A 26919-nucleotide genomic window follows, 5' to 3' on the forward strand; every position below is an offset into this window, starting at 1 on the left:
AAAAAAAGGAGTGGCAATATGAATAGAACATTAGTAAATCAAATAAAAACAAAAGTTAATCAAGAAGTAAAAATGATGGGATGGGTTCATAGAATAAGAAAATTAAGTAAAATTGCTTTTATAGTTTTAAGAGATAGAACTGGAATAGTTCAATGTGTTGTAGACACTAAACAAATAAATATAAAATCATTAAAATTAGAAAGTGTAATAGAATTAAAAGGGAAAGTTGTAGAAGGAAAAAATTCTACAGGTTATTATGAAGTACAAGTATCTTATATTAAAAATATATCTCCGGTTAAAGAGGAACTCCCAATTGAAATTAATACAGATGAGTTAAATGTTAATATTAATACTATGTTAAATAATAGAGTACTTAGTTTGAGAAATTTAAAAACTAATGCAATATTTAAAATTCAGGCAAATATTGCTCAAGGATTTATAGAATTTTTAAATAGTGAAGGTTTTACTGAAGTTTTTACTCCTAAGATTGTATCAGAAGGTGCAGAAGGGGGGACAGCTCTTTTTAAAGTAGATTATTTTAAAAGGAAAGCATATCTTGCTCAGAGTCCTCAATTTTATAAGCAAATGTTGGTTGCAGCAGGGTATGAGAGAGTATTTGAAATAGGACATGTATATAGAGCAGAAGAACATAGTACAGTGAGACATTTAAATGAATATATTAGTTTAGATTTAGAAATGGGTTTTATAAATGATGAAACTGATATTATGAAATTAGAAACAAAGCTTTTAAAATATATTTTTTTAAAGGTAGAAAATGAATGTAAAAAGGAATTAAATTTGTTAAATGTAAATATGCCTGTTATAAATGGTGAAATTCCTACAATCACATTATTAGATGCTATAGAAATATTGAAAAGAGAATACAATAAAACCAATTTAGAGAAAGATTTAGACCCAGAGGGAGAAAAACTTATATACGAATATGTTAAGAAAAAATATAATTCAGATTTTGTTTTTTTAACTGAATATCCAAGAAGTAAAAGACCAATGTATACTATGCCTTATAATGAAGAACTAACAAGAAGTTTTGACCTTATTTTTAGAGGACTTGAGATTACTACAGGGGGTCAAAGAATTCATGATTATGAAATGCTTAAAGAAAATATGATTCTAAAAGGACTTAATCCAGAGTTATTTATAGGATATTTGGAAAATTTTAAATATGGTATGCCGCCACATGGAGGATTGGCAATAGGGCTTGAACGTATTACAGCACAACTTTTAGGATGTAATAATGTTAGAGAAACTAGTTTATTTCCTAGAGATAAAGAGAGATTATTACCTTAAGATGTATATGAATAAATATATATAGAAGCATAATTAAAAATGAGTCAATAGCATCATAAAAAAATGAATTATATTGAATATAATGGGTATACTATTAAAGAGATTCCCAATAAAACTTTCCATGAGTTATTAAAAAAAGATGAGTTAGCTTTTAAAAGTTAACTCATCTTTTTTTTATCCAATAAAACAATTTGGAAGACGAAAAAAATGATCAGTAATTTTATCATATAATTCTTTTGAAGTTGGAGCATGATAATATTTATCTCCAATTTTTGCAACTAACTCATTATTAAATTTATTAGAAACATTATAATTAGAAAGTATTTTAATATCATAATCAGGATGATTTTCATTAAGAATATCCATAATTTCTTTATATTCTCCATTAGGTCCTAAAAACTCTATTTTCATGCACAATCGCTCCTTTAATACAAAATAATTACACATGAAATTAGTTTTTACAGAAAAATGAATTATATTCACAAGATATTTTGAAGATTAGTCAGAAATATCTTTAAATCCTTCACCAAGAGTTTCATGAACATTATAGGTTACGATAAATGCCTTTTTATCAACTTCATTTATAAAGTTTTTTAGTTTAATAAATTGTTTTTTATCAACTACAGTAGTTATAATTTCTTTTGTATCATTAGTGTAAGCTCCTCTACCTACATATAAAGTAGCACCTCTATCTAGTTCTTCAATTATAAATTTCTTGATTTTTTCACCTTCACAGCTTACTAATTCAACTTTTTTATAGTCGTTTAAACCACCTATTATTACATCAATTAAAATACCTAATATTATAACACCTAAAAGTGCATACATTCCTTTTTTAGCTCCAAAAGTATATGCAGCAAATATAGTGATAACAAAATCTACTATTAGTAATGATTTACCAAGGTCTATATGAGCATATTTGTTTATAATTTTTGCTAATATATCTGTTCCTCCAGTTGAGGCATTTTGTTCAAATACAATAGCTAATCCAACAGCACTTAAAATAGAGCCAAATAAAAGTTCTATAAACATATCATTTGTTAAAGGGCTAGCCATAGGGAAAAACTTTTCAAATAACCATATTATACCTGAAAAGGCAAAGGTAGCATATATTGACTTAGCACCAAATTTAGAGTCAATAAATACAAATCCCACTATAAAAAGTACTATATTCATGATAGTCATAAGAAGTCCAATGCTTAAATTAGGTATATAAGGTTTTATAACCATAGCCAAACCACTAACACCACCAGCTGCTAAATCACTAGGAATTAGAAAGAAATAAGTTCCAGCAGCTGCTAGTATAAGGCCAATATGCATTAATATAAGTTCTTTTGTTAATTTGTTCATTACAGTATACCTCCCTTTTATAATTATTATGTCTCATTAAAAAAACTCTTAACCAAAGGTTAAGAGTTTATAATCAACTGACATAAAAATTATGTATATAGTTTCTTTTGTATATTATATTGAAAAAATGTTAATACGTTTAAAATAAAATTTTGAATCATTAATTCAACGTTCGCAGGTGAAAAACAGCCGCAAATGGCAGCTATTAACTGTTAACTATTTACGAAATATATTATTTACCTTCATTAAGCAGTATTTTTTTACTGTGAAAGTTGAGTTATTAATACATGACATAAAAAATTTTACAATAATTCAGTTAAAATATCAATAGTGTATGTTGCAGTGATAAAGTATAAAAATAAATTAAGTAGAGCTTAATCATCAAGCTCTACTCCTAATTTTTTGTAAAAAGAAGTATTTATGGTATTGGTAATTGAAATTTTATTATCCTTTTGAAATTTATGTATTATAGATTTCATGCCTTCTCCATAAATTCCATCAGGATTTCCTTTATAGTAACTTTTTTCTTTTAAAAGTTTTTGAACTTCAAATACATCAGAACCTCTCATTCCAGGTCTTATAGGTCTTAAGTATTCACCAAAGTTTCCATAAGGACCTCCATAGATTATAACTTTTGTACCATGTGGAGTGATTTTATACAATTCAGCTACATCTTTATTTTTCATTCTTATACAACCTTTAGAAGAATTCCATCCAATTGAATTAGGATATATAGTTCCATGTATACCATATTTACCCCAAGGTACATTAAAACCCATCCATCTACCACCAAAACCTTCACCCCAGGTACCTTTACTTATTATTGACCAAGTACCTATAGGAGAAGGAGTGGATGGTTTGCCACTAGCTATAGGATAAGATTTTAATAGATTATTTTCTTGAAAAACATTTAATGTATGTGTTGTTATATCTACTAAAATCACTATAGGTTTCTTTGGTTGATAACCTTTTATATTAGATTTTAAAGTAGAAGTATTTTTAGTATGATTAATATAAATAAAAATAAATTCTACTGTTAATATTATTATTAATATTATTATGAATTTGGTAAACTTTTTCATAAATAATCACCTCCATAATAATGTATGTAGGAGGGACAAGTAACATTATAAAAAAATTACCTTTAAATTAAAATATTATTGATTCAACTTTCGCAGATGAAAAATAGCCGCTACAGGAAATGATATCTTGCTTAGAAACCTTTCACTTCAGTAACAAGTTCTAAGCTTTACTCATATTGAAAAAAGATTTTTTAATTAATATTCCGCAGGAATCAGTAATTAAAAAATGACTTTTTTCAAATTCGTAAAGCTAAGAACTTGTAAACTTTGTTCAAATGTTTCTTATGCAATATATCATTTCCCTTCGCTAGCAAGTATTTTCTTACTGTGAAAGTTGAGTTATTGATAAATATATATTTTAGATTTTAAGATATAAAATTTTTTAAAACAGTATTTTTTTCAAAAATAGTCATTAAAGGTAAACCGATACCATAACAACATATTAATTCTCCCCAACCTACTTGAGCCATTAAAATGAAAAGAGGCACATTAGGAAAAGCCACATATTTAAGTAAAAGACCAATAATAATTGCATTTACTAATACTGGTGGCATAGGTGCTAAGAATTTTTTAGATTTTATATTTGATTTTCCAATATAATAAGTAATCATGGAAGCAATAAGTGTTGCTAATGTACCAAATATTAAGTCTAATATTCCTACAGGGCTGATTATATTTGAAAGTAGACATCCAATAACTAGTCCTGGAATTGCATATGGTGTAAAAAATGGTAAAATTGTTAATCCTTCTGATACTCTATATTGTACTGCTCCAAATCCCATAAAAGATAAAGACATTGTAAGAACAGTATAAATAGCAGCGATTAATGCTGAAAAGACTAATCCTCTTACTTGTTTTGAAGAATTGTTCATATTATTATACCTCCGTAGTTTTATTTTAGGACAGGTCGCTACGAACTGTCGAAACTAAATTTTAGCATATATTCAATGTTTAATCAACTGTTCAACTTTGTTTCCATAATGCTTTTAGTTTTTATGATTATAAATTATAATATATGTAATAGAAAATAAATAAGAATAATAAATAATTGATAACAGGAGAAGTGGCGAATATATGGAAAAGTGTTTTGATTCTAAGGAAATAAATTTAAAAAATGGAATAAAATTGATTAGTATTAAAAAGAATACTAGAATAGCATGTATAAATGTAGGAATAAAAATAGGTTCATTATATGAAAATAAAGATGAAAAAGGAATTTCTCATTTCATTGAACATATGCTTTTTAAAGGTACTAAAACTAGAAACAATGAAGTATTAAATAATGAACTAGAACAGCTCGGTGGAGAATATAATGCATATACAGATTATACTTCTACAGTTTATAGTATAGTTGCATTAAACGAAGAAATAGAGAATTCAATGGAGCTTTTAGCTGATATGGTTCAAAATTCAAACTTTGATTCAGAAGAGATTGAAAAGGAAAGAGGAGTTATATTAGCAGAAATTAGGACAAGCAATGATGATATTGAAGATTATAGTTTTAAAAAGATAAATGAAATTGCATTTAAAAATAGTCCTATAAAATATGATATAGTAGGTGAAGAAAAAACAGTTAAAAGTTTTTCTAAAGAAGATTTAAAGAAATTTTATAGTAAGTATTATGTTCCAAATAATTGTTATATTACAATTGTATCTCCTTTTGAACATGAATATATAGAAAGAGTAGTGAATAAGTATTTTGATCAGTGGAAAAGGAAAGAATTTAAATATAATAAATTTTTAGTTGAAAAAAATAAGCCAATTGTAAAAAAATCATACAAAAAAGAAATTGAACAAAGTACTATAACATATTTATATACTTTTTATGGATTGAATAAAGAGCAAGAACTTGTTCTTAAAATTTTAGATCACAGATTTGGTGCAAGTTCAAATTCTATTTTGTTTAGAGAATTGCGAGAGAAACGTGGACTTGCATATGATGTTTATACAAGTTTAGATTTAACAAAAGGAATAAAAACTTTATATATTTATACGGCTGTATGCAAAAAAGATATTAATAGTGCTAAAAAAATTATAGAAAAGTGTATAACTGACATAAAAAACAAAGTTATATCGTTAGATGGTAGTGCAGTAGAATTAATGAAAAAAGTTCTTAAAACTTCTGTAGCAGCTACTGTTGAAGATTCTAGCGAATTATGTAATTATGTACTTCAACAGTCTATGGAAGATGAGGATATATATGAGTTTGAAAGTGATATAAAAAATTTAGAGAAAATAAAAAAAGAAGATATATATGATATTGCACAAAAAGTATTTAATGATCCTACTATACATGTACTAGTCTGTGAAGGTGATGAAGAGTGAGAAAAATAGTAACAAAGATAGAAGTTCAAAAAAGAAATAATGAAAGAGTAAATGTATATATAAATGATGAATTTGCATTTGCATGTAGTGCGGAACTTATATATATTCATAATTTAAAAAAAGGAAAAGAAGTTGATTTAAATTATCTAAAGGAAATTATAGAAGAAGATAATTATATGAAAGGGAAAAATTATGCACTGAGGCTAGTAGAAAAAAATTATAAGACAGAAAATGAAATAAAAGAAAAATTGTTAAAAAAAGAGTATAGTGAAAAAAATATTTTTAGAATTTTAAACTTTTTAAAAGAATATAAGTTTGTTGATGATAACAAATATGCAGAAATATATATAAAAGAGAAAATTAGAAAGTATGGTAAAAATAAGATTAAGTATAAGTTACTTAAAAAAGGAGTAAGTGAAGAGGTTATAATTACAAGATTAGATAATATTAGTAAGGAAGTAGAATATGAAAATGCTTTAAAACTTGCAGAAAAAAAATTTGAAGTTTTAATAAAAAGCGAAAACAATGTTAAAAAAATATATAAGAAATTAGGAGATTATTTAGTAAGAAACGGATATGATTTTGAAGTTGTAAATCAAGTTTTATGTAAAGTTATAGATAAGGATAAAATTTTTGAAGAAAATAATTTACAAAATAAAAAAGGATTAAGTATTAATAATAACAGTGTTAATAATAAGATTAGTAAGAAAAAAGAGATTAAGAATCATGAAAATATCAAAGAAATAGCAATGAAAAGATATAACATTATTATAAAATCAGAAAATGATAAAATGAAAATTTATAGAAGGTTATCTAATTATCTTGCAAGAAGGGGATATAATTGGGGAGATATAAGAAAAACTTTAGATGACATACTGTAGTAAATAGAGTATAAATTTTAAAGTTGAGTTTTCAACTTTCTTAGGTGAAAAATAGTCGCTGCGGGAAATGATATCTTGCTTATAAACCTTTCACTTCAGTAACAAGTTCTAAGCTTTACTCATATTGAAAAAAGATTTTTTTATTAATATTCCGTAGGAATCAGTAATTAAAAAATAACTTTTTTCAAATTCGTAAAGCTAAGAACTTGTAAACTTTGTTCAAATGTTTCTTACGCAATATATCATTTCCCTTCGCTAAGCAGTATTTTTTACTGTGAAAGTTGAGTTAAGTTTTAACGAATAGAAAGAGGTGAACATATGGGTAAAGAGTTAATCAATGACCTTTTTAATCATACAAATCCTATAGATATTCTTTTAATAGCTATGTTTATATATCCAATTTTAAAAGGGTTCTTATTTAAATTTTCTTCTAAGCATTTAAAAAAAGATGTAAGAGATTTGCAGGTTAATGTATCTTTTGTTATTTCAATAATTTTAGGTATATATTTTATGAAAAATATATTTTTTAATCATAGTAAAGGAATTTATAAAAAAATATATGAATTTATTCCTGTAAATATAATAAATTATATAAATAAAAAACCAATAATTGTTTATGTAATAGCAATTCCAATAGCAGTTTTTATAATACATTATATTTTGACATGGATTTTGGAAGTTGTAAGTGGGGTAACATTATATCCTTTATTTGATGGTATTGAAAGAAAGCTAAAAGGAAAAAGTAGTTTTATAAAAAGAATATTAGGATCAGCTTTTCAATTTCCTAAAGCTATCTGTTATGTTATTATAACAGCATTCGTATTAAATTTACTTTCAATGTTTAATATAAGCCAAAAATTTAATCATTATTTAGAAAGCTCAAAGAAATATAACTATGTATGTAAACAAGTTGTAATTCCCATTACCAATTCAAAATTGGCTAAACGCCTTCCAAATATAATCAATAATTCTTTTAAAATAGTTATAAAAAAGGATAGTATTCCAAAAGGAAATGTAACTAATTCAAGGACTATAGTTTATTATAATGGAGTTACATTAGATGAAGGAATAAAGTCAAATAGTGAAATAAATACTTTTGCAAAAGAATTAGTTTCTGGTATACAAAGTGATAGACAAAAAGGAAAAAAAATTTATAATTGGATAGCGAAAAATATAAGTTATGATAATGACAAAGCAGAAAAGATATTTAGAAACGAATATGATGAAAAATCAGGTGCCATACCAACGTATTATTCTAGAAGTGGTATTTGTTTTGACTATGCATGTTTATTTGTAGCTATGTGTAGAGCAAATAATATAAAGGTTAGATTGATAACTGGTAAAGGATTTAATGGAGTAAGTTGGGTTGGACATGCCTGGAATCAAATATATGTTGAAGAGGAAGGTAAATGGATAAATGTAGATGCTACTTTTGCTAAGGGTGGAAATTATTTTGATAGTAGAAGGTTTGCTCTTGACCATAAGCAAGCTACAATAGCAGGAGAATGGTAGGAAGACTAGATAAAGTATAAAGATTAAAGAACAAAGAACAAATAAAGGATGTTTTTCTTAAAGAAAAACTTTTACTTAATTTATCATTAATTGATTTTCAAAAGCTTGATTTTGAAAATCTTCCTTATTTGTTTTTTTAACTTTAAACTTTATACTTTTTGTAAATTATAGTGCAGATTCTTTTTTGTATTCATTTATTATTAGATTTATGGCTTTTTCACAGTCGCTATCGCTGCTATTTAATGACCAAGCTGTGTTAAAGTAGATTAAAGCTTTTTTATTATTGTTTATCATTGAATAACAATATCCCAAATTAAAAAAATATTTACTTTGAGGAGTTTTTTTTATGGCATATTTCAATAGGGGAATAGCTTTTTCATAATTTTTTAATTTAATAAAGCACACACCAGCATTATAAAGTGCAGAAGCTTCATTTTGTTTTTGTTCCGCAGATTTTTTATACATATCAATGGCTTTATCATATTCTTTAGCATTATAAAATTCATTAGCTTTTTCGAAGTAGTTCATCATATTAACCTCCTAAATACAGTTCAAAATAAAAAATGTACTTATTAAGATTAATATCCATTCGTGGATTATATTATGCATAAAAACATAAAATGTTAGTATTTTTTTCTATAAAAGTTTTTTTCTATTAACGCTACAAGTTCATACATTGCATAAGCTAGTATGCATAAGATAATAATGCTCATCATTACCATATCTAGTTGAGAAATTTGTCCTCCAAATATTATTAAAAATCCTAATCCGTCCTTAGCAACTAAAAATTCCCCCATTATTACACCTACCCAAGATAAGCCAACATTTATTTTTAAAGCTGATATTAATGTTGGTATTGAAGCAGGTAAAACTAGATTTGTTAGAATTTGAAACTTTGTAGCACCAAAGGTTTTTAATAATTTTATTTTATCTTCGTCTATAGATTTAAAACCACTGAGTACATTTATTATAGTTACAATTATAGAAATAAGAATAGCTATTATAATTATAGATGTATAGCCATTACCAGCCCAAAATATTATTATAGGGGCTAGAGCTACCTTAGGTAAGGCATTTAAAACAACTAAATAAGGATCTAATACTTTAGAAGCAAAATCCGACCACCATAATAATACAGCTAGTAAGGTGCCAATAACAGTACTTAATATAAAGCCTAAAATTGTTTCTAAACATGTTACACCAATATGTTTAAAAAGAGTTCCTTCGTTATATATTTTTACTAAACTCTTTATCATTCTTGATGGAGTACTAGTTAAAAAAGGATCAATCCATTTCAAGTCTCCAGCAATTTCCCATAAAGCGAAAAAACAAATAAGAATTATTAATCTAACTATAACTATTTTTCTTTTTTTCTTTTTTACAGCTTGTATATATTTAACATGTTCTAAACTAGGTTTATTCATGAATTCAACTCCTTCCATAGCATATTAAAATAGATTCTGAAGTTAGGAGCTTCTCTTCTTTCGAGAGGAGACATAAATTTATCATCAAATTTAATGTTAAGATTATTTTTTATAGTTGAGGGTCTTTTAGAAAGAACAATTATTCTATTTGACATAGAAATAGCTTCTGAAATATCATGTGTAACCATAATAGTAGTTTTGTTTTCATTTCTGATTATTGTAAAAACTTCATCGCTAATATTTAATCTTGTTTGATAATCAAGTGCTGAAAATGGTTCATCAAGAATTAAAACATCAGGATTTATTGCAAGTGTTCTAATAAGAGATACTCTTTGACGCATACCACCAGAAAGCTCTCTGGGATAATGATCTTTAAAATCCCATAAATTATAATTATGAAGTAGTTGTTCTATTTTTTTAGTTCTTTCAGTAGTTATTTTATTTTGTATTTTTAGACCTAATATAACATTTTCCCACACTGTAAGCCATTGAAATAAATTATCTTTTTGAAACATGTAACCTATTTGAGGAGGACTATTTTTTATATTTTTACCATTTATAAATATTTTTCCATTGGAAGGCTCTAGAAGACCTGCTATTATATTTAGTAATGTAGATTTACCACAACCGGAAGGCCCAACGATACTTAAAAATTCTCCTTCTTTTACATTAAAAGATATATTTTTTATGGCCTCAGTTTCTTTTTTTAGAGAATGATAATTCATATATATATTCTTTATTTCTAATTTATCTATGCTAACCACCTCCTACCTTAATTTAGTATATGTTTTGATAAAAATATTGGTGAGTTGTAAAATATTAATTTTTAAAATAACTCAATTGTAAACTTGACTGAATTGTAAACTTGACTGAATTGTAAACTTATATGATATAATTATATATAACTAGAAAAAATGATAAAAATATCCATTAAAAATTTTAGAATATGTTTGAAAGTATAAAGGGGGAATAAATTATGGAAGAAAACAAGAAAATGTTATTTCTTATGTTGGTATTTGGCGTAATAGGTTATTTAATAATGACTAACATGTTTAATCTTCCAATAAAATCAGTTGTGATTAGGACATATGCAATAATGGGAATTCCTTGGGGGATAAAAATACTTAAAAAGATACAACCGAATTTTTTGGGTGCAGAATCTATATTACTTTTAGCAGCAATTAGCCCTATTATCTTGATTTTAGCTATATGTATTGGTGTTTTTGCATTACCATATTTTTTAATTAATTTAACTTTTGGAGGTATTAAAGCAAAAATCAATATTATGAAGTGAAAATATAAATTAAGTTGAATTTAGCTTATTAAAATTATATAATGTGAATATGTTTAAACATATAGAAGTTTCTACATGAACATGGAGATTTCTTTCAAAAATTAAATATAATGGAGTAGGTGACTATGAAAAATTTATTACATTTAGGATTGGATGTAGGATCCACTACAGTAAAATTAGTAATTTTAAATGTAAAGGACAAAATTATTTACAGTAAATATCAAAGGCATTATTCAGACATAAAGAAAACTATAATTAAAACTGTTAATGAGGCCTATGATAAATTTAAAAAACAGAAGATTACAATAATGGTTACAGGTTCAGGAGGACTAGGAGTATCTAAGTGGCTTAATATACCTTTTATACAAGAAGTAGTAGCAAGCACAAACACTGTTGAAAAGTGTATACCCAAAACAGACGTAGCTATAGAACTTGGAGGAGAAGATGCTAAGATAACATATTTTAATCAAGGAATAGAACAAAGAATGAATGGAACTTGTGCAGGTGGAACCGGTGCTTTTATAGACCAGATGGCATCACTGCTACAAACTGACGCAAAAGGATTAAATGAATTAGCATCTAAACACAAGATTATTTATCCTATAGCTGCAAGGTGTGGTGTGTTTGCAAAAACAGATATTCAGCCTCTTTTAAATGAGGGTGCTGCTAAGGAGGATATAGCGGCTTCTGTACTTCAAGCAGTGGTTAACCAAACAATTAGTGGACTTGCTTGTGGAAGACCAATAAGAGGAAATGTTGCTTTTTTAGGAGGACCTCTTTACTTTTTGTCAGAGTTAAGACAGAGATTTATAGAAACTTTAAAACTTACAGAGGATCAGGTTATTTTCCCAGAGCAATCACAGCTTTTTGTGGCTTTAGGAGCAGCATTAAGTTCTAAAGAAGAGACGTCTATATTGGCAGAAGATTTAATGGAGAAATTAAATACTATTCAAGATGTTCAGGAACATGAAGTTCCAAGATTAAGATCATTATTTATAGATGATAATGAACTTAAAGAGTTTAGAAAAAGGCATAATAAAGCTGTTGTTAAAAGAAGAGAGATAAATACTTATAAAGGAAAAAGTTTCTTAGGAATAGATGCAGGATCTACGACAACTAAGGCTGCACTTATAAATGAAGATGGAGAACTTTTATACTCTTATTATGGAAGTAATAAAGGAAATCCGTTAGCTTGCTCAATAAAGATATTAAAAGATTTATACAGCAAGCTTCCTAAAGACGTTAAGATATGTAATTCTGCAGTTACAGGATATGGTGAAGGTCTTATTAAAGCTGGATTAAAAGTAGATATAGGAGAAATAGAAACTATTGCGCACTATAAAGCAGCAGAGTTTTTCTTGCCAGGAGTAGATTTTATATTGGATATTGGTGGACAAGATATGAAGTGTTTAAAAGTTAAGGATGGAGTAATAGACAGCATAATGCTTAATGAAGCATGTTCTTCAGGATGCGGCTCATTTATAGAAACTTTCGCACATTCATTGAATATGTCCGTGCAAGATTTTGCAAAAGAAGCTCTTCGGGCAGAACACCCAGTAGACTTAGGATCAAGATGTACTGTATTTATGAACTCTAGAGTAAAACAAGCTCAAAAGGAAGGAGCAACTGTAGGAGATATCTCTGCAGGGTTATCCTATTCAGTAATAAAAAATGCCCTTCAAAAAGTTATAAAAATAAGAAATCCTAAGGAAATGGGTAAGAAGATAATAGTTCAAGGTGGAACATTTTATAATGATGCTGTACTTAGAAGTTTTGAATTTATATCTGGAAGAGATGCAATAAGACCGGATATTGCAGGTATAATGGGAGCTTTTGGAGCAGCGTTGATTTGTAAAGAAAGATATGAAGATGGATATGAAACAACTTTACTTCAAAATAATGAATTAGAAAGTTTTTCGTCTGAAACAACTATGAGAAGATGCGGAGGATGTGGAAACAATTGTCTATTAACTATAAATAAATTTTCAGATGGTAGAGAATTTATATCAGGAAATAGATGTGAAAGAGGTGCAGGTAGAAGTAAAAAGAAAGAAAATGTACCTAATTTATTTGAGTATAAATATAAAAGAACTTTTGCATATGCACCATTAAAAAAAGAAGAAGCGATGCGTGGTGTTATAGGAATTCCAAGAGTATTGAATATTTATGAAAACTATCCATTCTGGTTTACTTTTTTAACACAGTTAGGTTTCAGAGTTGAACTTTCAGCTCGTTCTTCTAAAAAAGTTTATGAACTTGGTATAGAAACAATACCTTCAGAATCAGCATGTTATCCTGCAAAAATAACACATGGACATATTATGAATTTAATAAACAGAGGTATAAAGAACATATTTTATCCATGTGTACCATTTGAAAGAAAAGAACAAGAAGGTGCGGATAATCACTATAATTGTCCAATAGTAACTTCTTATCCCGAAGTTATAAAAAATAATATGGATATCATAAAAGAAAAGGGAATTAATTTTATGAATCCTTTCTTTTCACTTCAAGATAAGAAGAAGCTTGAGAAGAGACTTTATGAAGAATTTAAAAAGTTTAATGTTACAAAATCAGAAGTAAAAAATGCTTTAGATAAAGCATGGCAGGAAAGAGAAAATGTTAAGAATGATATAAGGAAAAAGGGTGAAGAAGTTTTAAAATATCTTGATCAAAATGATAAAAAAGGAATAGTTTTAGCGGGTAGACCATATCATATTGATCCGGAAATAAATCATGGTATACCAAATTTAATAACTGAATATGGTATAGCTGTTTTAACAGAAGATTCAGTAGCTCATTTAGGAAAAATCCAAAGACCATTGAGAATAGTTGATCAATGGGTTTATCATTCAAGACTGTATGCTGCAGCTAGTTTTGTTGCAACTCAAAAAAATATAGAGCTTATTCAACTTAATTCTTTTGGATGTGGACTAGATGCAGTAACTACAGATCAAGTTCAAGAAATACTAAATAATTATGGCAAGATATATACAGTATTAAAGATTGATGAAGGTAATAACTTAGGAGCTGCTAGAATACGTGTACGTTCTTTAAAAGCAGCTATGGAAGAAAGAGATAGAAATGGATTTAAACCAGAAAAACAAAATGAACCAGAGAAGAGAATAATTTTTACAAAAGAAATGAGAGAAAAACATACAATTTTAGCCCCACAAATGTCTCCTATACATTTTCAATTTTTACAAGAAGCACTTAGAGCTGGTGGATACAATTTAGAAATACTACCTGCAGTAGATAGTGGTGCTATAGAAGAAGGGCTTAAGTATGTTAATAATGATGCATGTTATCCATCAATTATAGTCATTGGACAAATAATAAAAGCATTAAAAAGTGGAAAATATGATGTAGAAAACACATCAGTAATGATAACTCAAACAGGTGGTGGCTGTAGAGCTACAAATTATATAGGATTTTTGAGAAAAGCATTAAAGGATGCAGGATTTAATAAGGTTCCAGTTATATCGCTAAATGCTGTAGGACTTGAGAAAAACCCTGGATTTAAACCAAATTTAGCTTTAGTAAAAAGAGCTATGTTAGCTCTTGTGTATGGAGACATACTTATGAGAGTATTATATAAAGTAAGACCATATGAAAAAATAAAAGGGAGTGCCAATGAGTTATATGATAGATGGGTTAAAAAGTGTAAAGAATCTGTCAAAAGTGGTGATGCTAGTACGTTCAATAAATATGTTTATGAAATAGTTAATGATTTTGACAATTTAGAAATAAGGGATGTAAAGAAACCTAAAGTTGGGTTGGTTGGAGAAATTTTAGTTAAATTTCACCCAACGGCAAACAACAATATTGTAGATATAATAGAAAAAGAAGGTGCAGAGGCAGTAATGCCTGATTTAACTGATTTTTGTTTATACTGTGCTTATGATCATGAGTTTAAACGTAAATATTTATCAGGAAGTAGAATGTCAGAGTTATTTGGAAGTATAGCAATAAAATATATTGAACATTATAGAAAGCATATGAAAAAAGCACTTGAACAAAGTAAGAGATTTGAAGCACCAAAAACCATACAGCGATTAGCAGAAGGGGCATCACCTATCCTTTCAATAGGAAACCAAACAGGTGAAGGTTGGTTTTTAACAGCAGAAATGGTTGAACTTATTGAAAGTGGAGTTAAAAATATAGTTTGTATGCAGCCATTTGCGTGTTTACCAAATCACGTAACTGGAAAAGGGATGATTAAAGAACTTAAGAGAAGATATAAGAATGCTAATATTGTAGCTGTAGACTATGACCCAGGTGCTAGTGAAGTTAATCAATTAAATAGAATTAAGCTTATGCTTTCAAGTGCTTTTAAAAATTTAAAAAAAGAACAAGAGGCTGGCGAAGAAATATTTCATGCAAAACAAGAAGTAGCTGCAAGCAGTTTGAAAACAAAGCAGAAGTAAAATAAAAAGTATAGAATTCAACTTTCGCGGACGAAAAATAGCCGCTGCGGGAAATGATATCTTGCTTAGAAACCTTTCACTTCAGTAACAAGTTCTAAGCTTTACTCATATTGAAAAAATGACTTTTTTCAAATTCGTAAAGCTAAGAACTTGTAAACTTTGTTCAAATGTTTCTTACGCAAGATATCATTTCCCTTCGCTAAGCAGTATTTTTTTACTGTGAAAATTGAGTATAGAATAAAAAGTATAAAGTAAAAAGTTTAAAGTACAAATAAGGAAGATTTTCAAAAGCAAGCTTTTGAAAATCCATTAGTTAAAGTTTTTCTGTAAGAAAAACATCCTTATTTGTACTTTGTTCTTTATACTTTATACTTTTTTTAAAGTTCTTTATATTTTTATTTAAGTTCTTTAGTTATTTTTTCACTAAATTCATTAGTAACGATTTTATCAAAAGGAGGTCTTTCAGGGATTAATTCAGGTTTGTAAGATTGTATTATATCCATTAATCGGGTCAAGCCTTCTTCTTTCATGATTGGTTCAGTTGCATATGCATTTATGGACTTATAATTCTTAATTACAGTTTCTAAAACTTTTTCGTCACTACCAGGGAAGAATTTTTTTATGGATTTAGCAACTTTTTTATCACTGTGATTCTTTACCCAAATTTGACCTTTATGAATTGCTCGGGTAAATTTTTCAATTATATCTTTATGGCTTTTCATGTAGGATTGAGTTGAAAAGTAACAAGTATAAGGTATAGTTCCGGCATTTTCCCCTATAGATGATACTATATATCCAGAATTATCTTGTTCTAGTAAACTAGCTGTTGGCTCAAATAATGCTACATAATCTCCAGTACCAGCTTTAAAAGCACCTGCCGTAGCTGTAAAAGCTAGATTTGTAATAAGCTTTACATCTTTATTAGGCTGTAGGCCATGATTTTTAAGTACATATTCTAAAGACATTTCAGGCATTCCACCAGGTCTTCCTCCTATTATTGTCTTACCTTTTAATGATTCCCATTTAAAATCTGCTTCTTCTTTTCTTCCTACAAGGAATGAACCATCAGTTTGTGTCAATTGAGCAAACAATACAGGATAATCTTCTTTCTTCTGATTATATATATAGATAACTTGTTCAGGACCACAAAAGCCTATATCTGCACTGCCACTTAAAACTTGCTGCATGGTTTTATCAGCACCCTGCCCAGTGGAAAGATCTATTTCTATACCTTCTTCCGCAAAGAAACCTTCATTTATGGCTACATACATAGGAGCATAAAATACAGAACGAACTACTTCATTTAATCTTACTTTTGTTAAGTTTTTATTAGTTTTATTACAGCCAATGAAACATGTACAAGCTAATAAACAAATGAGTGAAAAGATGAGTGTTTTAGAAAAGATTTTTTTCATCGTTACCTCCGATAAATAGATTATTATGATTTATAGTATGAAACAAGCCTTTATTATGTGATGAGTTTAGATAGATGGAGCGACAATTACATAAAATACAAAATATCACATAAATAGAAAAATAATTATAAAATATGATATAATAAAATGGTAAATAAATAGGGTTTAACTAGAAAGGGGATTGTAAAGTATGAAATTTGCAGATTTTAAATATGAGAGAGTAGATATAAAAGATATTCAGCGGAGAATTCATGAATTAATAAACAAATTCGATGAATCTAATTCTTTTGATCAGCAGTGTTCAATAATAAGTGAGATTAATTCTATAAGAAATGAATTTATATCAATGAAAGAACTAAGTGAGTTAAGAAAACATTTAGGGGTAAGTAAAGAATTTTATAGCAAAGAAATGGATTACTATAATGAAGCTGAGCCTATTTTGGAGAAATTAGTTTGTGAATATTATAAAGTTCTAGATAACTCAAAGTTTAAAGAAATGCTTAGAAAAAAATATGGAGATCAACTATTCAATTTAGCAAATATGAAGATGAAATGTGTTTCTGATACCATAGTAGAAGAGCTGCAGCAAGAGAACAAATTAGTAACAGAATATGTTAATTTATTTGACTGTCTCAGAAAGAGTTTTGAAGGAGAAGAACTTGGAATATGGGATTTTGGTCCTTATATAAGTTCTCAAGATAGAAATATGAGAAAGAAAGCATATGAAGCTGAAACGTCATTGTATGAAGAAAATGAAAATAAAATGCAAGAGTTATTTGATAGGTTTGTGAAATTAAGACATAAAATGGCTTTAAAAATGGGATATAAGAATTTTGTTGATATGGGATATGCTCGTATGAATAGAATTGGTTATGATAAAGATATGATAGCTAAATTTAGAAAACAGGTATTAGATTATGTAGTACCTTTAAATAAAGAACTTATTAAAAAACAATCTAAAAGGCTTGGCATAGATAAAATGAAATACTATGATGAACCAATACAATTTTTAAATGGTAATGCTAAGTTAATAGGAGATAATGATTTACTCATAAAGAAAGCATTAAATATGTACGAAGAGTTATCGCAAGATACAAAAGAGTTTTTTAATTATGTATATGAAAGGAATCTTTTGGATATAGAGAAGAGAGAAGAGAAAGAGGAAGAGGAATATTGTACGTATATACCTAAGTATAAGGCACCATTTATTTATACTGTATGTCATGGGACCATAGATGATTTTAATGAATTTGCCCATGAATCTGGACATGCTTTCCAAAATTATTTATGTAGAAATTATGAAATACCAGAATACTTAATGGCAACTGAGGATGTAAGTGAAATTCATTCTATGAGTATGGAGTTTTTTACTGAGCCATGGTTAAAAGACTTTTTCGGTGAAGATGCAGAAAAATATAAGTTTTCACATATGTGTAGTGCACTATTTTTACTAGCATATATTGTTGCAGTTGATGAGTTTCAACATTTTGTTTATGAAAAACCTGAGGCAACACCTGAGCAAAGGAATAATTATTGGAGAGAACTTGAAAAGAAGTATCTTCCTTATAGGGATTATGAAGATAATGAATTTCTTGATAAAGGGGGATACTGGTTACGTCAATCTCATATTTTCTGGGGACCTTTTTATTATATTGATTATGGATTAGCACAAGTTGCAGCATTTAATTTTTGGAATAAGGCTAATGAAAATAGAGAACAGGCTTGGAAAGATTATATGAAAGTATGTAAAGCAGGTGGAAGTAAATCTTTTGTAGATGTTATCAAATTAGGAAATTTGAAAAATCCTTTTAAAGAGGGGAGTATTGAAGAAATTATTACACCTATTAGACAATGGATACTTGACGTTGAAGACAAAAAAATGTGAATTTAAGAGAAAGCTCGGCAGATTATGCTGGGCTTTTTTTATGTCTAAATATAGATTTGAGAATTCATCTTTAATAAAAATGAATTTAATAGTATAAATTATTAGTTTTTGAGCAATAATAATTTAATGGTAACTCAACTTTCTAAGTAAAGAAATATTGTCTAGCGAAGGGAAATGATATATTGCGTAAGAAACATTTGAACAAAGTTTACAAGTTCTTAGCTTTACGAATTTGAAAAAAGTTATTTTTAAATTGTTAATTCCCACGGAATATTAATTTAAAAATCTTTTTTCAATATGAGTAAAGCTTAGAACTTGTTACTGAAGTGAAAGGTTTCTGAGCAAGATATCATTTCCTGCAGCAGCTATTTTGGTCTCTGAAAGTTGAAATGGTAATTAAATAAGAAAATATTAATGTGGTATTAAGAAAATATTAAAAGAATATTGAACTTTATTTTAAGGTTTCAATAATAAAATAAATCCATAAAGAGTCAATAAACATTGTTTTTATGTATAAATATGAAAATTAGTATAATGGAGAAGGTGACTATGAAGAATTTATTACATTTAGGATTGGATGTAGGATCCACTACAGTAAAATTAGTAATTTTAAATGCACAAGATAAAATTATTTACAGTAATTATCAAAGACATTATTCAGATATAAAAAAAACCATAGTGAAGATTATTAAAGAAGCTTATGATAAATTTAGAGACAGCAGCATTACAATAATGGTTACAGGTTCAGGAGGACTAGGAGTATCTAAGTGGCTTAATATACCTTTTATACAAGAAGTAGTAGCAAGTACAAATACTGTAGAAAAGTGTATACCAAAAACAGACGTAGCTATAGAACTTGGAGGAGAAGATGCTAAGATAACATATTTTAATCAGGGCATAGAACAAAGAATGAATGGAACTTGTGCAGGTGGAACAGGTGCTTTTATAGATCAGATGGCATCACTACTGCAAACTGACGCGAAAGGTTTAAATGAATTAGCATCTAAACACAAGATAATTTATCCTATTGCTGCAAGGTGTGGTGTGTTTGCAAAAACAGATATTCAGCCTCTTTTAAATGAGGGAGCTGCTAAGGAAGATATAGCAGCTTCTGTACTTCAAGCAGTGGTTAATCAAACGATTAGTGGGCTAGCTTGTGGAAGACCGATAAGAGGAAATGTTGCTTTCTTAGGAGGTCCTCTTTACTTTTTGCCAGAGTTAAGACAGAGATTTATAGAAACTTTAAAGCTTACAGAGGATCAGGTTATTTTTCCAGAGAAATCACAGCTTTTTGTGGCTTTAGGAGCAGCATTAAGTTCTAAAGAAGAAAAAACAATTAAATCAGAAGAATTGATTGATAGATTAAAGACTATTGAAGGAATACAGGAACATGAAGTACCAAGGATGAGACCGCTGTTTTTGAATGAAAAAGAACTTATAGAGTTTCAACAAAGACATGACAAGGCTGTTGTTAAAAGAAGAGATATAAATACTTATAAAGGAAAAAGTTTCTTAGGAATAGATGCAGGCTCTACTACAACTAAGGCAGCACTTATAAGTGAAAATGGAGAACTTTTATATTCTTATTATGGAAGCAATAAAGGAAATCCATTAGCTTGCTCAATAAAAATATTAAAAGATTTATACAGTAAACTTCCTAAAGACGTTAAAATATGTAATTCTGCAGTTACAGGATATGGTGAAGGTCTTATTAAAGCTGGATTAAAGGTGGATATAGGAGAAATAGAAACTATTGCGCACTATAAAGCAGCAGAGTTTTTTTTGCCAGGAGTAGATTTTATATTGGATATTGGTGGGCAAGATATGAAATGCTTAAAAGTTAAGGATGGAGTAATAGACAGCATAATGCTTAATGAAGCATGTTCATCAGGATGTGGCTCATTTATAGAGACTTTTGCACATTCACTAAAGATGTCTGTGCAAGATTTTGCAAAAGAAGCACTTATGGCAAAACATCCAGTTGATTTAGGATCAAGATGCACTGTGTTTATGAATTCTAGAGTAAAACAAGCTCAAAAGGAAGGAGCAACTGTAGGAGATATCTCTGCAGGATTATCATATTCAGTAATAAAAAATGCTCTTCAAAAAGTTATAAAAATAAGAAATCCTAAAGAAATGGGTAAAAAGATAATAGTTCAAGGTGGAACATTTTATAATGATGCTGTACTTAGAAGTTTCGAGTTTATATCTGGAAGAGATGCAATAAGACCAGATATTGCAGGTATAATGGGAGCTTTTGGAGTGGCACTGATTTGTAAAGAAAGGTATGAAGAAGGGTATGAAACAACTTTACTTAAAGTGAAAGAGTTAGATCAATTCTCAACACAAACCAGTATGAAAAGATGTGGAGGCTGCAGCAATAATTGTTTGTTAACCATAAATAAATTTTCAGATGGTAGAGAATTTATATCAGGAAATAGATGTGAAAGAGGTGCAGGAAGAAGTAAAAAGAAAGAAAATGTACCTAATTTATTTGAGTATAAATATAAAAGAACTTTTGCATATGCACCACTAAAAAAAGAAGAAGCGATGCGTGGTGTTATAGGAATTCCAAGAGTATTGAATATTTATGAAAACTATCCATTTTGGTTTACTTTTTTAACACAGTTAGGTTTCAGAGTTGAACTTTCAGCTCGTTCTTCTAAAAAAGTTTATGAATTTGGTATAGAAACAATACCTTCAGAATCAGCATGTTATCCTGCAAAAATAACACATGGACATATTATGAATTTAATAAACAGAGGTATAAAGACAATATTTTATCCATGTGTGCCATTTGAAAGTAAAGAACAAGAAGGGGCGGATAATTACTACAACTGCCCAATAGTAACTTCTTATTCTGAAGTTATAAAAAATAATATGGATATTATAAAAGAAAAGGGTATTAATTTTATGAATCCTTTCTTTTCACTTCAAGATAAGAAGAAGCTTGAGAAGAGACTTTATGAAGAATTTAAAAAGTTTAATGTTACAAAATTAGAAGTGAAAAATGCGTTAGATGAAGCATGTAAAGAAAGAGAAAATGTTAAGAATGATATAAGACAAAAGGGTGAAGAAGTTTTAAAATATCTTGATCAAAATGGTAAAAAAGGAATAGTTTTAGCTGGTAGGCCATATCATATTGATCCGGAAATAAATCATGGTATACCAAATTTAATAACTGAATATGGTATAGCTGTTTTAACAGAAGATTCAGTAGCTCATTTAGGAAAAGTTGAAAGACCTCTTAGAGTAGTAGATCAGTGGGCTTATCAATCAAGATTGTATGCAGCAGCTAGCTTTGTTGCAACCCAAAAAAATTTGGAACTTATTCAGTTTAATTCTTTTGGATGTGGAATAGATGCAATAACTACAGATCAAGCTCAAGAAATACTAAATAATTATGGCAAGATATATACAGTATTAAAGATTGATGAAGGTAATAATTTGGGAGCCGCTAGAATACGTATACGTTCTTTAAAAGCAGCTATGGAAGAAAGAGATAGAAATGGATTTAAACCAAAAAAACAAAATGAACCAGAGAAGAGAATAATTTTTACAAAAGAGATGAGACAAAAACATACAATTTTAGCTCCACAAATGTCTCCTATACATTTTCAGTTTTTACAAGAAGCAATGTACTCAGAGGAATATAGCTTAGAAATTCTTCCAGATGTAGATAATGGAGCTATAGAAGAAGGACTTAAGTATGTTAACAATGATGCATGTTATCCATCTATTATAGTAATTGGACAAATAATAGAAGCATTAAAGAGTGGAAAATATGATATTAATAATACATCAATAGTAATGGCTCAGTCAGGTGGAGGGTGTAGGTTTACAAATTATATAGGATTCTTAAGGAAAGCACTAAAGGATGCAGGATTTAATAATGTTCCAGTTGTATCATTAAATGCTAATGGAATTGAAAAAAATCCAGGATTTAAACCCAGTATAGCATTAGGCAAAAAGTGTTTGTTAGGTGTATTATACGGAGATTTACTAATGAGAGTTTTATATAGAGTGAGACCATATGAAAAAATAAAAGGATCTGCTAATGAACTATATAGTAAGTGGGTTAAAAAATGTAATGAGTCTGTGAGAAACCCAGATAATAAAATATTTAGAAAGTATATTTATGAAATAGTCAATGATTTTGATAATTTAGAAACAGTAGATATAAAAAAGCCTAAGGTTGGATTGGTTGGAGAAATTTTGGTTAAATTTCATCCAACTGCAAACAATAATATTGTAGATATAATAGAAAAAGAAGGTGCAGAGGCAGTAATGCCTGATTTAACTGACTTTTTCTTATATTGTGCTTTTAATCATGGATTTAGAAGAAAATATTTGTCTGGAGGTAGAAAAGAAGAATTATTAGGGAAGGCAGCAATAAAATATATTGAACATTATAGAAAAGATATGAAAAAAGCACTTGAACAAAGCAAAAGATTTGAATCTCCTAAAAGCATACGAGAATTGGCAGAGGGTGCATCACCTATTCTTTCAATAGGAAATCAAACAGGTGAAGGATGGTTTTTAACAGCAGAGATGGTTGAGCTTATGGAAAGCGGAACTAAAAATATAGTATGTATGCAGCCATTTGCCTGTTTGCCCAATCATGTTACTGGTAAAGGAATGATTAAAGAAGTTAAGAGAAGATATAAGAATTCCAATATTGTAGCAGTAGACTATGATCCAGGTGCTAGTGAGGTTAATCAATTAAATAGAATTAAACTTATGCTTTCAGGAGCCTTTAAAAATTTAACGTAACAAGGGATATGAAAATTAATAATTAAGAATTAAGAATTAAAAATTAAAAATTAAAAATTAAAAATTAAAAATGAAAGAGTTTTAATTACATTAAGTCTTGACATATTAAGAAATAGCATTATAATAATAATTATATTTTAACATTTAAAAATAAAGACTGTGAAGAAGAGGAGTAAAGGTTAAGGAGTATTAAGAGAGGAAAGTTCACCGGCTGAAAGACTTTCTATACAAATGCCTTGAAGGTAGCTTTGGAGTTTCTTTGCTGAAACAATAGTAAGCAAAGACGGGTTAAACCGTTATTAATTGAGAGTCTATATTAAGTTTATAATATAGGAATTAAGGTGGTAACGCGCGCTGTCGTCCTTTAGATGGATGAGAGCGCTTTTTTTATTTAATGAAGGAGGGAACGATATGGAAGAAAATAAGAATATATCAAAAACTTATGATCCTAAAGAATTTGAAGAAAGACTTTATAATAATTGGGTAGAAAAGGGATACTTTACCCCAAAAGCGGATGAAAATAAAAAACCATACACTATTATAATGCCACCTCCAAATATAACAGGACAATTACACTTAGGTCATGCTCTTGACGATACACTTCAAGACTTTTTAATAAGAGTTAAAAGAATGCAAGGTTATAGTGCATTATATCTACCAGGAGAAGACCATGCTAGTATAGCAACAGAAGTTAAGGTTGAAAAAGAACTTTTAAAAGAAGGTTTAAACAAAAAAGAAATGGGAAGAGAAGCTTTCCTTGAAAGAGTATGGGATTGGGCTGATCAGTATAGAAATAGAATAAGAAACCAAGTTAAAAAATTAGGTGTTTCTTGTGATTTTACAAGAGAAAGATTTACAATGGACGAAAAATTAAATGAGGCAGTAAGAGAAGTATTTGTTAAATTGTATGAAGAAGGTTTAATTTATAAAGGAAATAGAATAACTAACTGGTGCCCAAAATGTCAAACAGCTCTTTCAGATGCTGAAATTGAATATGAAGAACAAAATGGTCATTTTTGGCATGTAAAATACCCAGTTAAAGATAGTGAAGAATGGCTTGAAATAGCAACTACAAGGCCAGAAACAATGCTTGGAGATACAGCAGTAGCAGTTCATCCAGAAGATGATAGATATAAGCATTTAGTAGGAAAAACTTTAATATTACCACTTGTAAATAGAGAAATTCCTATAGTTGCAGATGATTATGTTGACAGAGAATTTGGTACTGGAGCAGTTAAAATAACACCAGCACATGATCCAAATGACTTTGGTGTAGGTAAAAGACACAACCTTCCAGAAATAATAGTATTGGATGAAGATGGAACTATAAAAGAAGGTTATGGAAAATATTCTGGAATGGATAGATATGAAGCTAGAAAAGCTATGGTAGAAGACTTAAAGGCACAAGGATACTTAGTTAAAATTAAAGAACATGCACATAATGTTGGATGTCATGATAGATGTGGAACAACAGTTGAACCAATGCTTTCAAAACAATGGTATGTAAAAATGAAACCTTTAGCAGAGCCTGCAATAGAAGCTGTTAGAAATGATAAAATAAAATTTGTTCCAAAGAGATTTGATAAAATATATTTCAACTGGATGGAAAACATTCAAGATTGGTGTATTTCAAGACAGCTTTGGTGGGGACATAGAATTCCTGTTTGGTACTGTAAAGATTGTGGAGAAGTTATTGTTGCTAAAGAAGAGCCAACAAAATGTCCAAAATGTCAAAGTAATAACTTAGAACAGGATAAAGATGTACTTGATACATGGTTTTCATCAGCTTTATGGCCATTTTCAACACTAGGTTGGCCAGAAAACAGTGAGGATTTAAAATACTTCTATCCAACTAGTACATTAGTAACTGGTTATGATATTATATTCTTCTGGGTTGCTAGAATGATATTCTCAGGACTTCATAATATGGATGATATACCATTTGAAAATGTATTAATTCATGGTATTGTAAGAGATAGCCAAGGAAGAAAGATGTCTAAGTCTTTAGGAAATGGTGTAGATCCTCTTGAAGTTATAGATAAGTATGGTGCAGATGCTCTTAGATTTATGCTTATTACAGGAAATGCAGCAGGAAATGATATAAGATTCTATGAAGAAAAAGTAGAATCAGCTAGAAACTTTGCAAATAAAATGTGGAATGCTTCAAGATTTGTACTTATGAATCTTGATAAAGAATTAATGGAAAAATATAAAGAGTGTAAAGATTATACAATTGCAGATAGATGGATTATTTCTAGATTAAATAATTTAGTAAAAGAAGTAACAGAAAACATTGATAAATTCGAACTTGGAATGGCTTCACAAAAAGTTTATGAATTTATGTGGAATGAATTCTGTGATTGGTATATAGAACTTGTTAAACCTGTACTTTATGGTGAAGATGAAAAGGCTAAAGGTGTTGTATTTAACGTTTTACATAAAGTACTTGTTACAGGATTAAAATTATTACATCCAGTAATGCCATTTATAACAGAAGAAATTTATACTCATTTAGATACACAAGATGAGTCAATAACAATCTCACAATGGCCACAATATGATGAAACTTTACAAGATAAAGAAGCAGAAGATAGTATAGAATATATAATAGAAGCTATAACAGCTCTTAGAAATGTAAGAGCACAAATGAATGTACCACCTTCTAAGAAAGCTAAAGTAATGGCTTATGTAACAGAAGGAAAAGAAGCATTTGACGAAGGAAGAATCTATTTTGAAAAATTAGCTTCAGCTTCAGAATTTGTATTTTTAAATTCAAAAGAAGAAGCGCCTGAAAATGCTGTTTCTGCAGTTACTAAGTCTGGTGAGTTTTATATGCCACTTTTAGATTTAGTTGATGTAGAAAAAGAACTTGAAAGATTGAATAAAGAAAAAGATAAATTACAAAAAGAAATTACAAGAGTTGAAAAGAAACTTTCAAATGAAAAGTTTGTTTCTAAAGCTCCAGAAAAAGTTGTAAATGAAGAAAAAGAAAAAGGTGAAAAGTATAAAGAGATGTATAATTCTGTATTAGAAAGAATTGAATCTTTAGGAAATATGAAATAAATCAACTTTTATTTACTGGCAATGTGCATAACTTATGTTGTGAAGTAAATATCTGAATCTTACGTAAAATATCATTTATCTACGTTAAGACATATTTTTGACCTCGAAAGTTGAATAAAGAATTAAGGAAATTTTGCATTAGGGCAAAATTTCCTTAATTTTATAATTTAAAGATTTTTG

16 protein-coding genes, 1 pseudogene and 1 other annotated feature are annotated in these 26919 nt (G+C 28.5%); of the genes and pseudogenes, 9 read left to right on the forward strand and 8 right to left on the reverse strand.

The window, feature by feature from the left end; translation table 11 throughout:
* The first annotated feature begins 18 nt into the window (after window positions 1-18).
* A complete protein-coding gene (gene aspS / locus ACFIJ5_RS04325) occupies window positions 19-1308 on the forward strand; it encodes an aspartate--tRNA(Asn) ligase (protein ID WP_379804226.1) in 1290 nt (429 codons plus the stop codon).
* A gap of 174 nt (window positions 1309-1482) precedes the next feature.
* Here aspS and ACFIJ5_RS04330 read toward each other — a convergent pair whose 3' ends face one another.
* The 4 genes from ACFIJ5_RS04330 to ACFIJ5_RS04345 all read right to left on the reverse strand — a co-directional run bounded on the left by ACFIJ5_RS04330 (window position 1483) and on the right by ACFIJ5_RS04345 (window position 4612).
* The gene (locus ACFIJ5_RS04330) at window positions 1483-1719 is read right to left on the reverse strand and encodes a hypothetical protein (RefSeq protein ID WP_379804229.1); all 237 of its coding nucleotides are present in this window, start codon (window positions 1717-1719) and stop codon (window positions 1483-1485) included.
* 87 nt (window positions 1720-1806) lie between these two features.
* Window positions 1807-2658: a YitT family protein gene (locus tag ACFIJ5_RS04335; RefSeq protein WP_379804231.1), complete on the reverse strand. Its 852-nt coding sequence runs from the start codon at window positions 2656-2658 to the stop codon at window positions 1807-1809.
* A 374-nt stretch (window positions 2659-3032) separates the two neighbouring features.
* The gene (locus ACFIJ5_RS04340) at window positions 3033-3740 is read right to left on the reverse strand and encodes a L,D-transpeptidase family protein (RefSeq protein ID WP_379804234.1); all 708 of its coding nucleotides are present in this window, start codon (window positions 3738-3740) and stop codon (window positions 3033-3035) included.
* Window positions 3741-4105: 365 nt separating this feature from the next.
* Window positions 4106-4612 carry a QueT transporter family protein gene (locus tag ACFIJ5_RS04345; RefSeq protein WP_379804237.1) on the reverse strand — a complete coding sequence of 169 codons (507 nt, stop codon included), beginning with the start codon at window positions 4610-4612 and terminating at the stop codon, window positions 4106-4108.
* Window positions 4613-4814: 202 nt separating this feature from the next.
* On the opposite strand from ACFIJ5_RS04345, the gene ACFIJ5_RS04350 reads away from it, so the two are divergent.
* From ACFIJ5_RS04350 to ACFIJ5_RS04360, 3 genes are all read left to right on the forward strand, one after another.
* Window positions 4815-6065, forward strand: coding sequence for a M16 family metallopeptidase (locus tag ACFIJ5_RS04350; RefSeq protein WP_379804240.1), 1251 nt, complete (start codon window positions 4815-4817; stop codon window positions 6063-6065).
* Window positions 6062-6946, forward strand: a complete 885-nt coding sequence (gene recX / locus ACFIJ5_RS04355) for a recombination regulator RecX (protein WP_379804243.1) — start codon at window positions 6062-6064, stop codon at window positions 6944-6946. Before ACFIJ5_RS04350 ends, recX begins: the two co-directional genes overlap by 4 nt.
* A gap of 318 nt (window positions 6947-7264) precedes the next feature.
* A complete protein-coding gene (locus tag ACFIJ5_RS04360) occupies window positions 7265-8458 on the forward strand; it encodes a transglutaminase domain-containing protein (protein WP_379804246.1) in 1194 nt (397 codons plus the stop codon).
* A gap of 165 nt (window positions 8459-8623) precedes the next feature.
* On the opposite strand, the gene ACFIJ5_RS04365 is transcribed toward ACFIJ5_RS04360, so the two are convergent.
* The 3 genes from ACFIJ5_RS04365 to ACFIJ5_RS04375 all read right to left on the reverse strand — a co-directional run bounded on the left by ACFIJ5_RS04365 (window position 8624) and on the right by ACFIJ5_RS04375 (window position 10637).
* Window positions 8624-8986, reverse strand: coding sequence for a tetratricopeptide repeat protein (locus ACFIJ5_RS04365; RefSeq protein ID WP_379804248.1), 363 nt, complete (start codon window positions 8984-8986; stop codon window positions 8624-8626).
* A 95-nt stretch (window positions 8987-9081) separates the two neighbouring features.
* Window positions 9082-9882, reverse strand: a complete 801-nt coding sequence (locus ACFIJ5_RS04370) for an ABC transporter permease (RefSeq protein ID WP_379804251.1) — start codon at window positions 9880-9882, stop codon at window positions 9082-9084.
* Window positions 9879-10637, reverse strand: a complete 759-nt coding sequence (locus tag ACFIJ5_RS04375) for an ABC transporter ATP-binding protein (RefSeq protein ID WP_379809530.1) — start codon at window positions 10635-10637, stop codon at window positions 9879-9881. The genes ACFIJ5_RS04370 and ACFIJ5_RS04375 overlap by 4 nt, the downstream gene beginning before the upstream one ends.
* A gap of 221 nt (window positions 10638-10858) precedes the next feature.
* Here ACFIJ5_RS04375 and ACFIJ5_RS04380 point away from each other — a divergent pair, with 221 nt between their 5' ends.
* Together ACFIJ5_RS04380 and ACFIJ5_RS04385 are read left to right on the forward strand one after the other, a co-directional pair.
* A complete protein-coding gene (locus ACFIJ5_RS04380) occupies window positions 10859-11176 on the forward strand; it encodes a hypothetical protein (protein WP_379804253.1) in 318 nt (105 codons plus the stop codon).
* Window positions 11177-11301: 125 nt separating this feature from the next.
* Window positions 11302-15603, forward strand: a complete 4302-nt coding sequence (locus tag ACFIJ5_RS04385; protein ID WP_379804255.1) for an acyl-CoA dehydratase activase-related protein — start codon at window positions 11302-11304, stop codon at window positions 15601-15603.
* Between the two features lie 395 nt (window positions 15604-15998).
* Here the strand turns inward: ACFIJ5_RS04385 and ACFIJ5_RS04390 are convergent, their stop codons facing one another.
* A complete protein-coding gene (locus ACFIJ5_RS04390) occupies window positions 15999-17018 on the reverse strand; it encodes an ABC transporter substrate-binding protein (protein WP_379804257.1) in 1020 nt (339 codons plus the stop codon).
* Window positions 17019-17208: 190 nt separating this feature from the next.
* On the opposite strand from ACFIJ5_RS04390, the gene ACFIJ5_RS04395 reads away from it, so the two are divergent.
* The 3 genes and pseudogenes from ACFIJ5_RS04395 (at window position 17209) to ACFIJ5_RS04405 (ending at window position 26739) form a co-directional block, all read left to right on the forward strand.
* Complete coding sequence (locus ACFIJ5_RS04395) at window positions 17209-18903, forward strand: M3 family oligoendopeptidase (protein WP_379804260.1); 1695 nt, start codon at window positions 17209-17211, stop codon at window positions 18901-18903.
* A gap of 549 nt (window positions 18904-19452) precedes the next feature.
* Window positions 19453-23670 (forward strand): annotated as a pseudogene (locus ACFIJ5_RS04400) (acyl-CoA dehydratase activase-related protein); the annotation flags it as partial.
* 156 nt (window positions 23671-23826) lie between these two features.
* Window positions 23827-24044, forward strand: a binding site (T-box leader).
* A gap of 43 nt (window positions 24045-24087) precedes the next feature.
* Window positions 24088-26739 carry a valine--tRNA ligase gene (locus ACFIJ5_RS04405; RefSeq protein ID WP_379804263.1) on the forward strand — a complete coding sequence of 884 codons (2652 nt, stop codon included), beginning with the start codon at window positions 24088-24090 and terminating at the stop codon, window positions 26737-26739.
* The last annotated feature ends 180 nt before the right edge of the window (window positions 26740-26919 follow it).

It is taken from the genome of Haloimpatiens myeolchijeotgali, from assembly GCF_042688525.2.
Classification (GTDB): Bacteria; Bacillota; Clostridia; order Clostridiales; family Clostridiaceae; genus Haloimpatiens.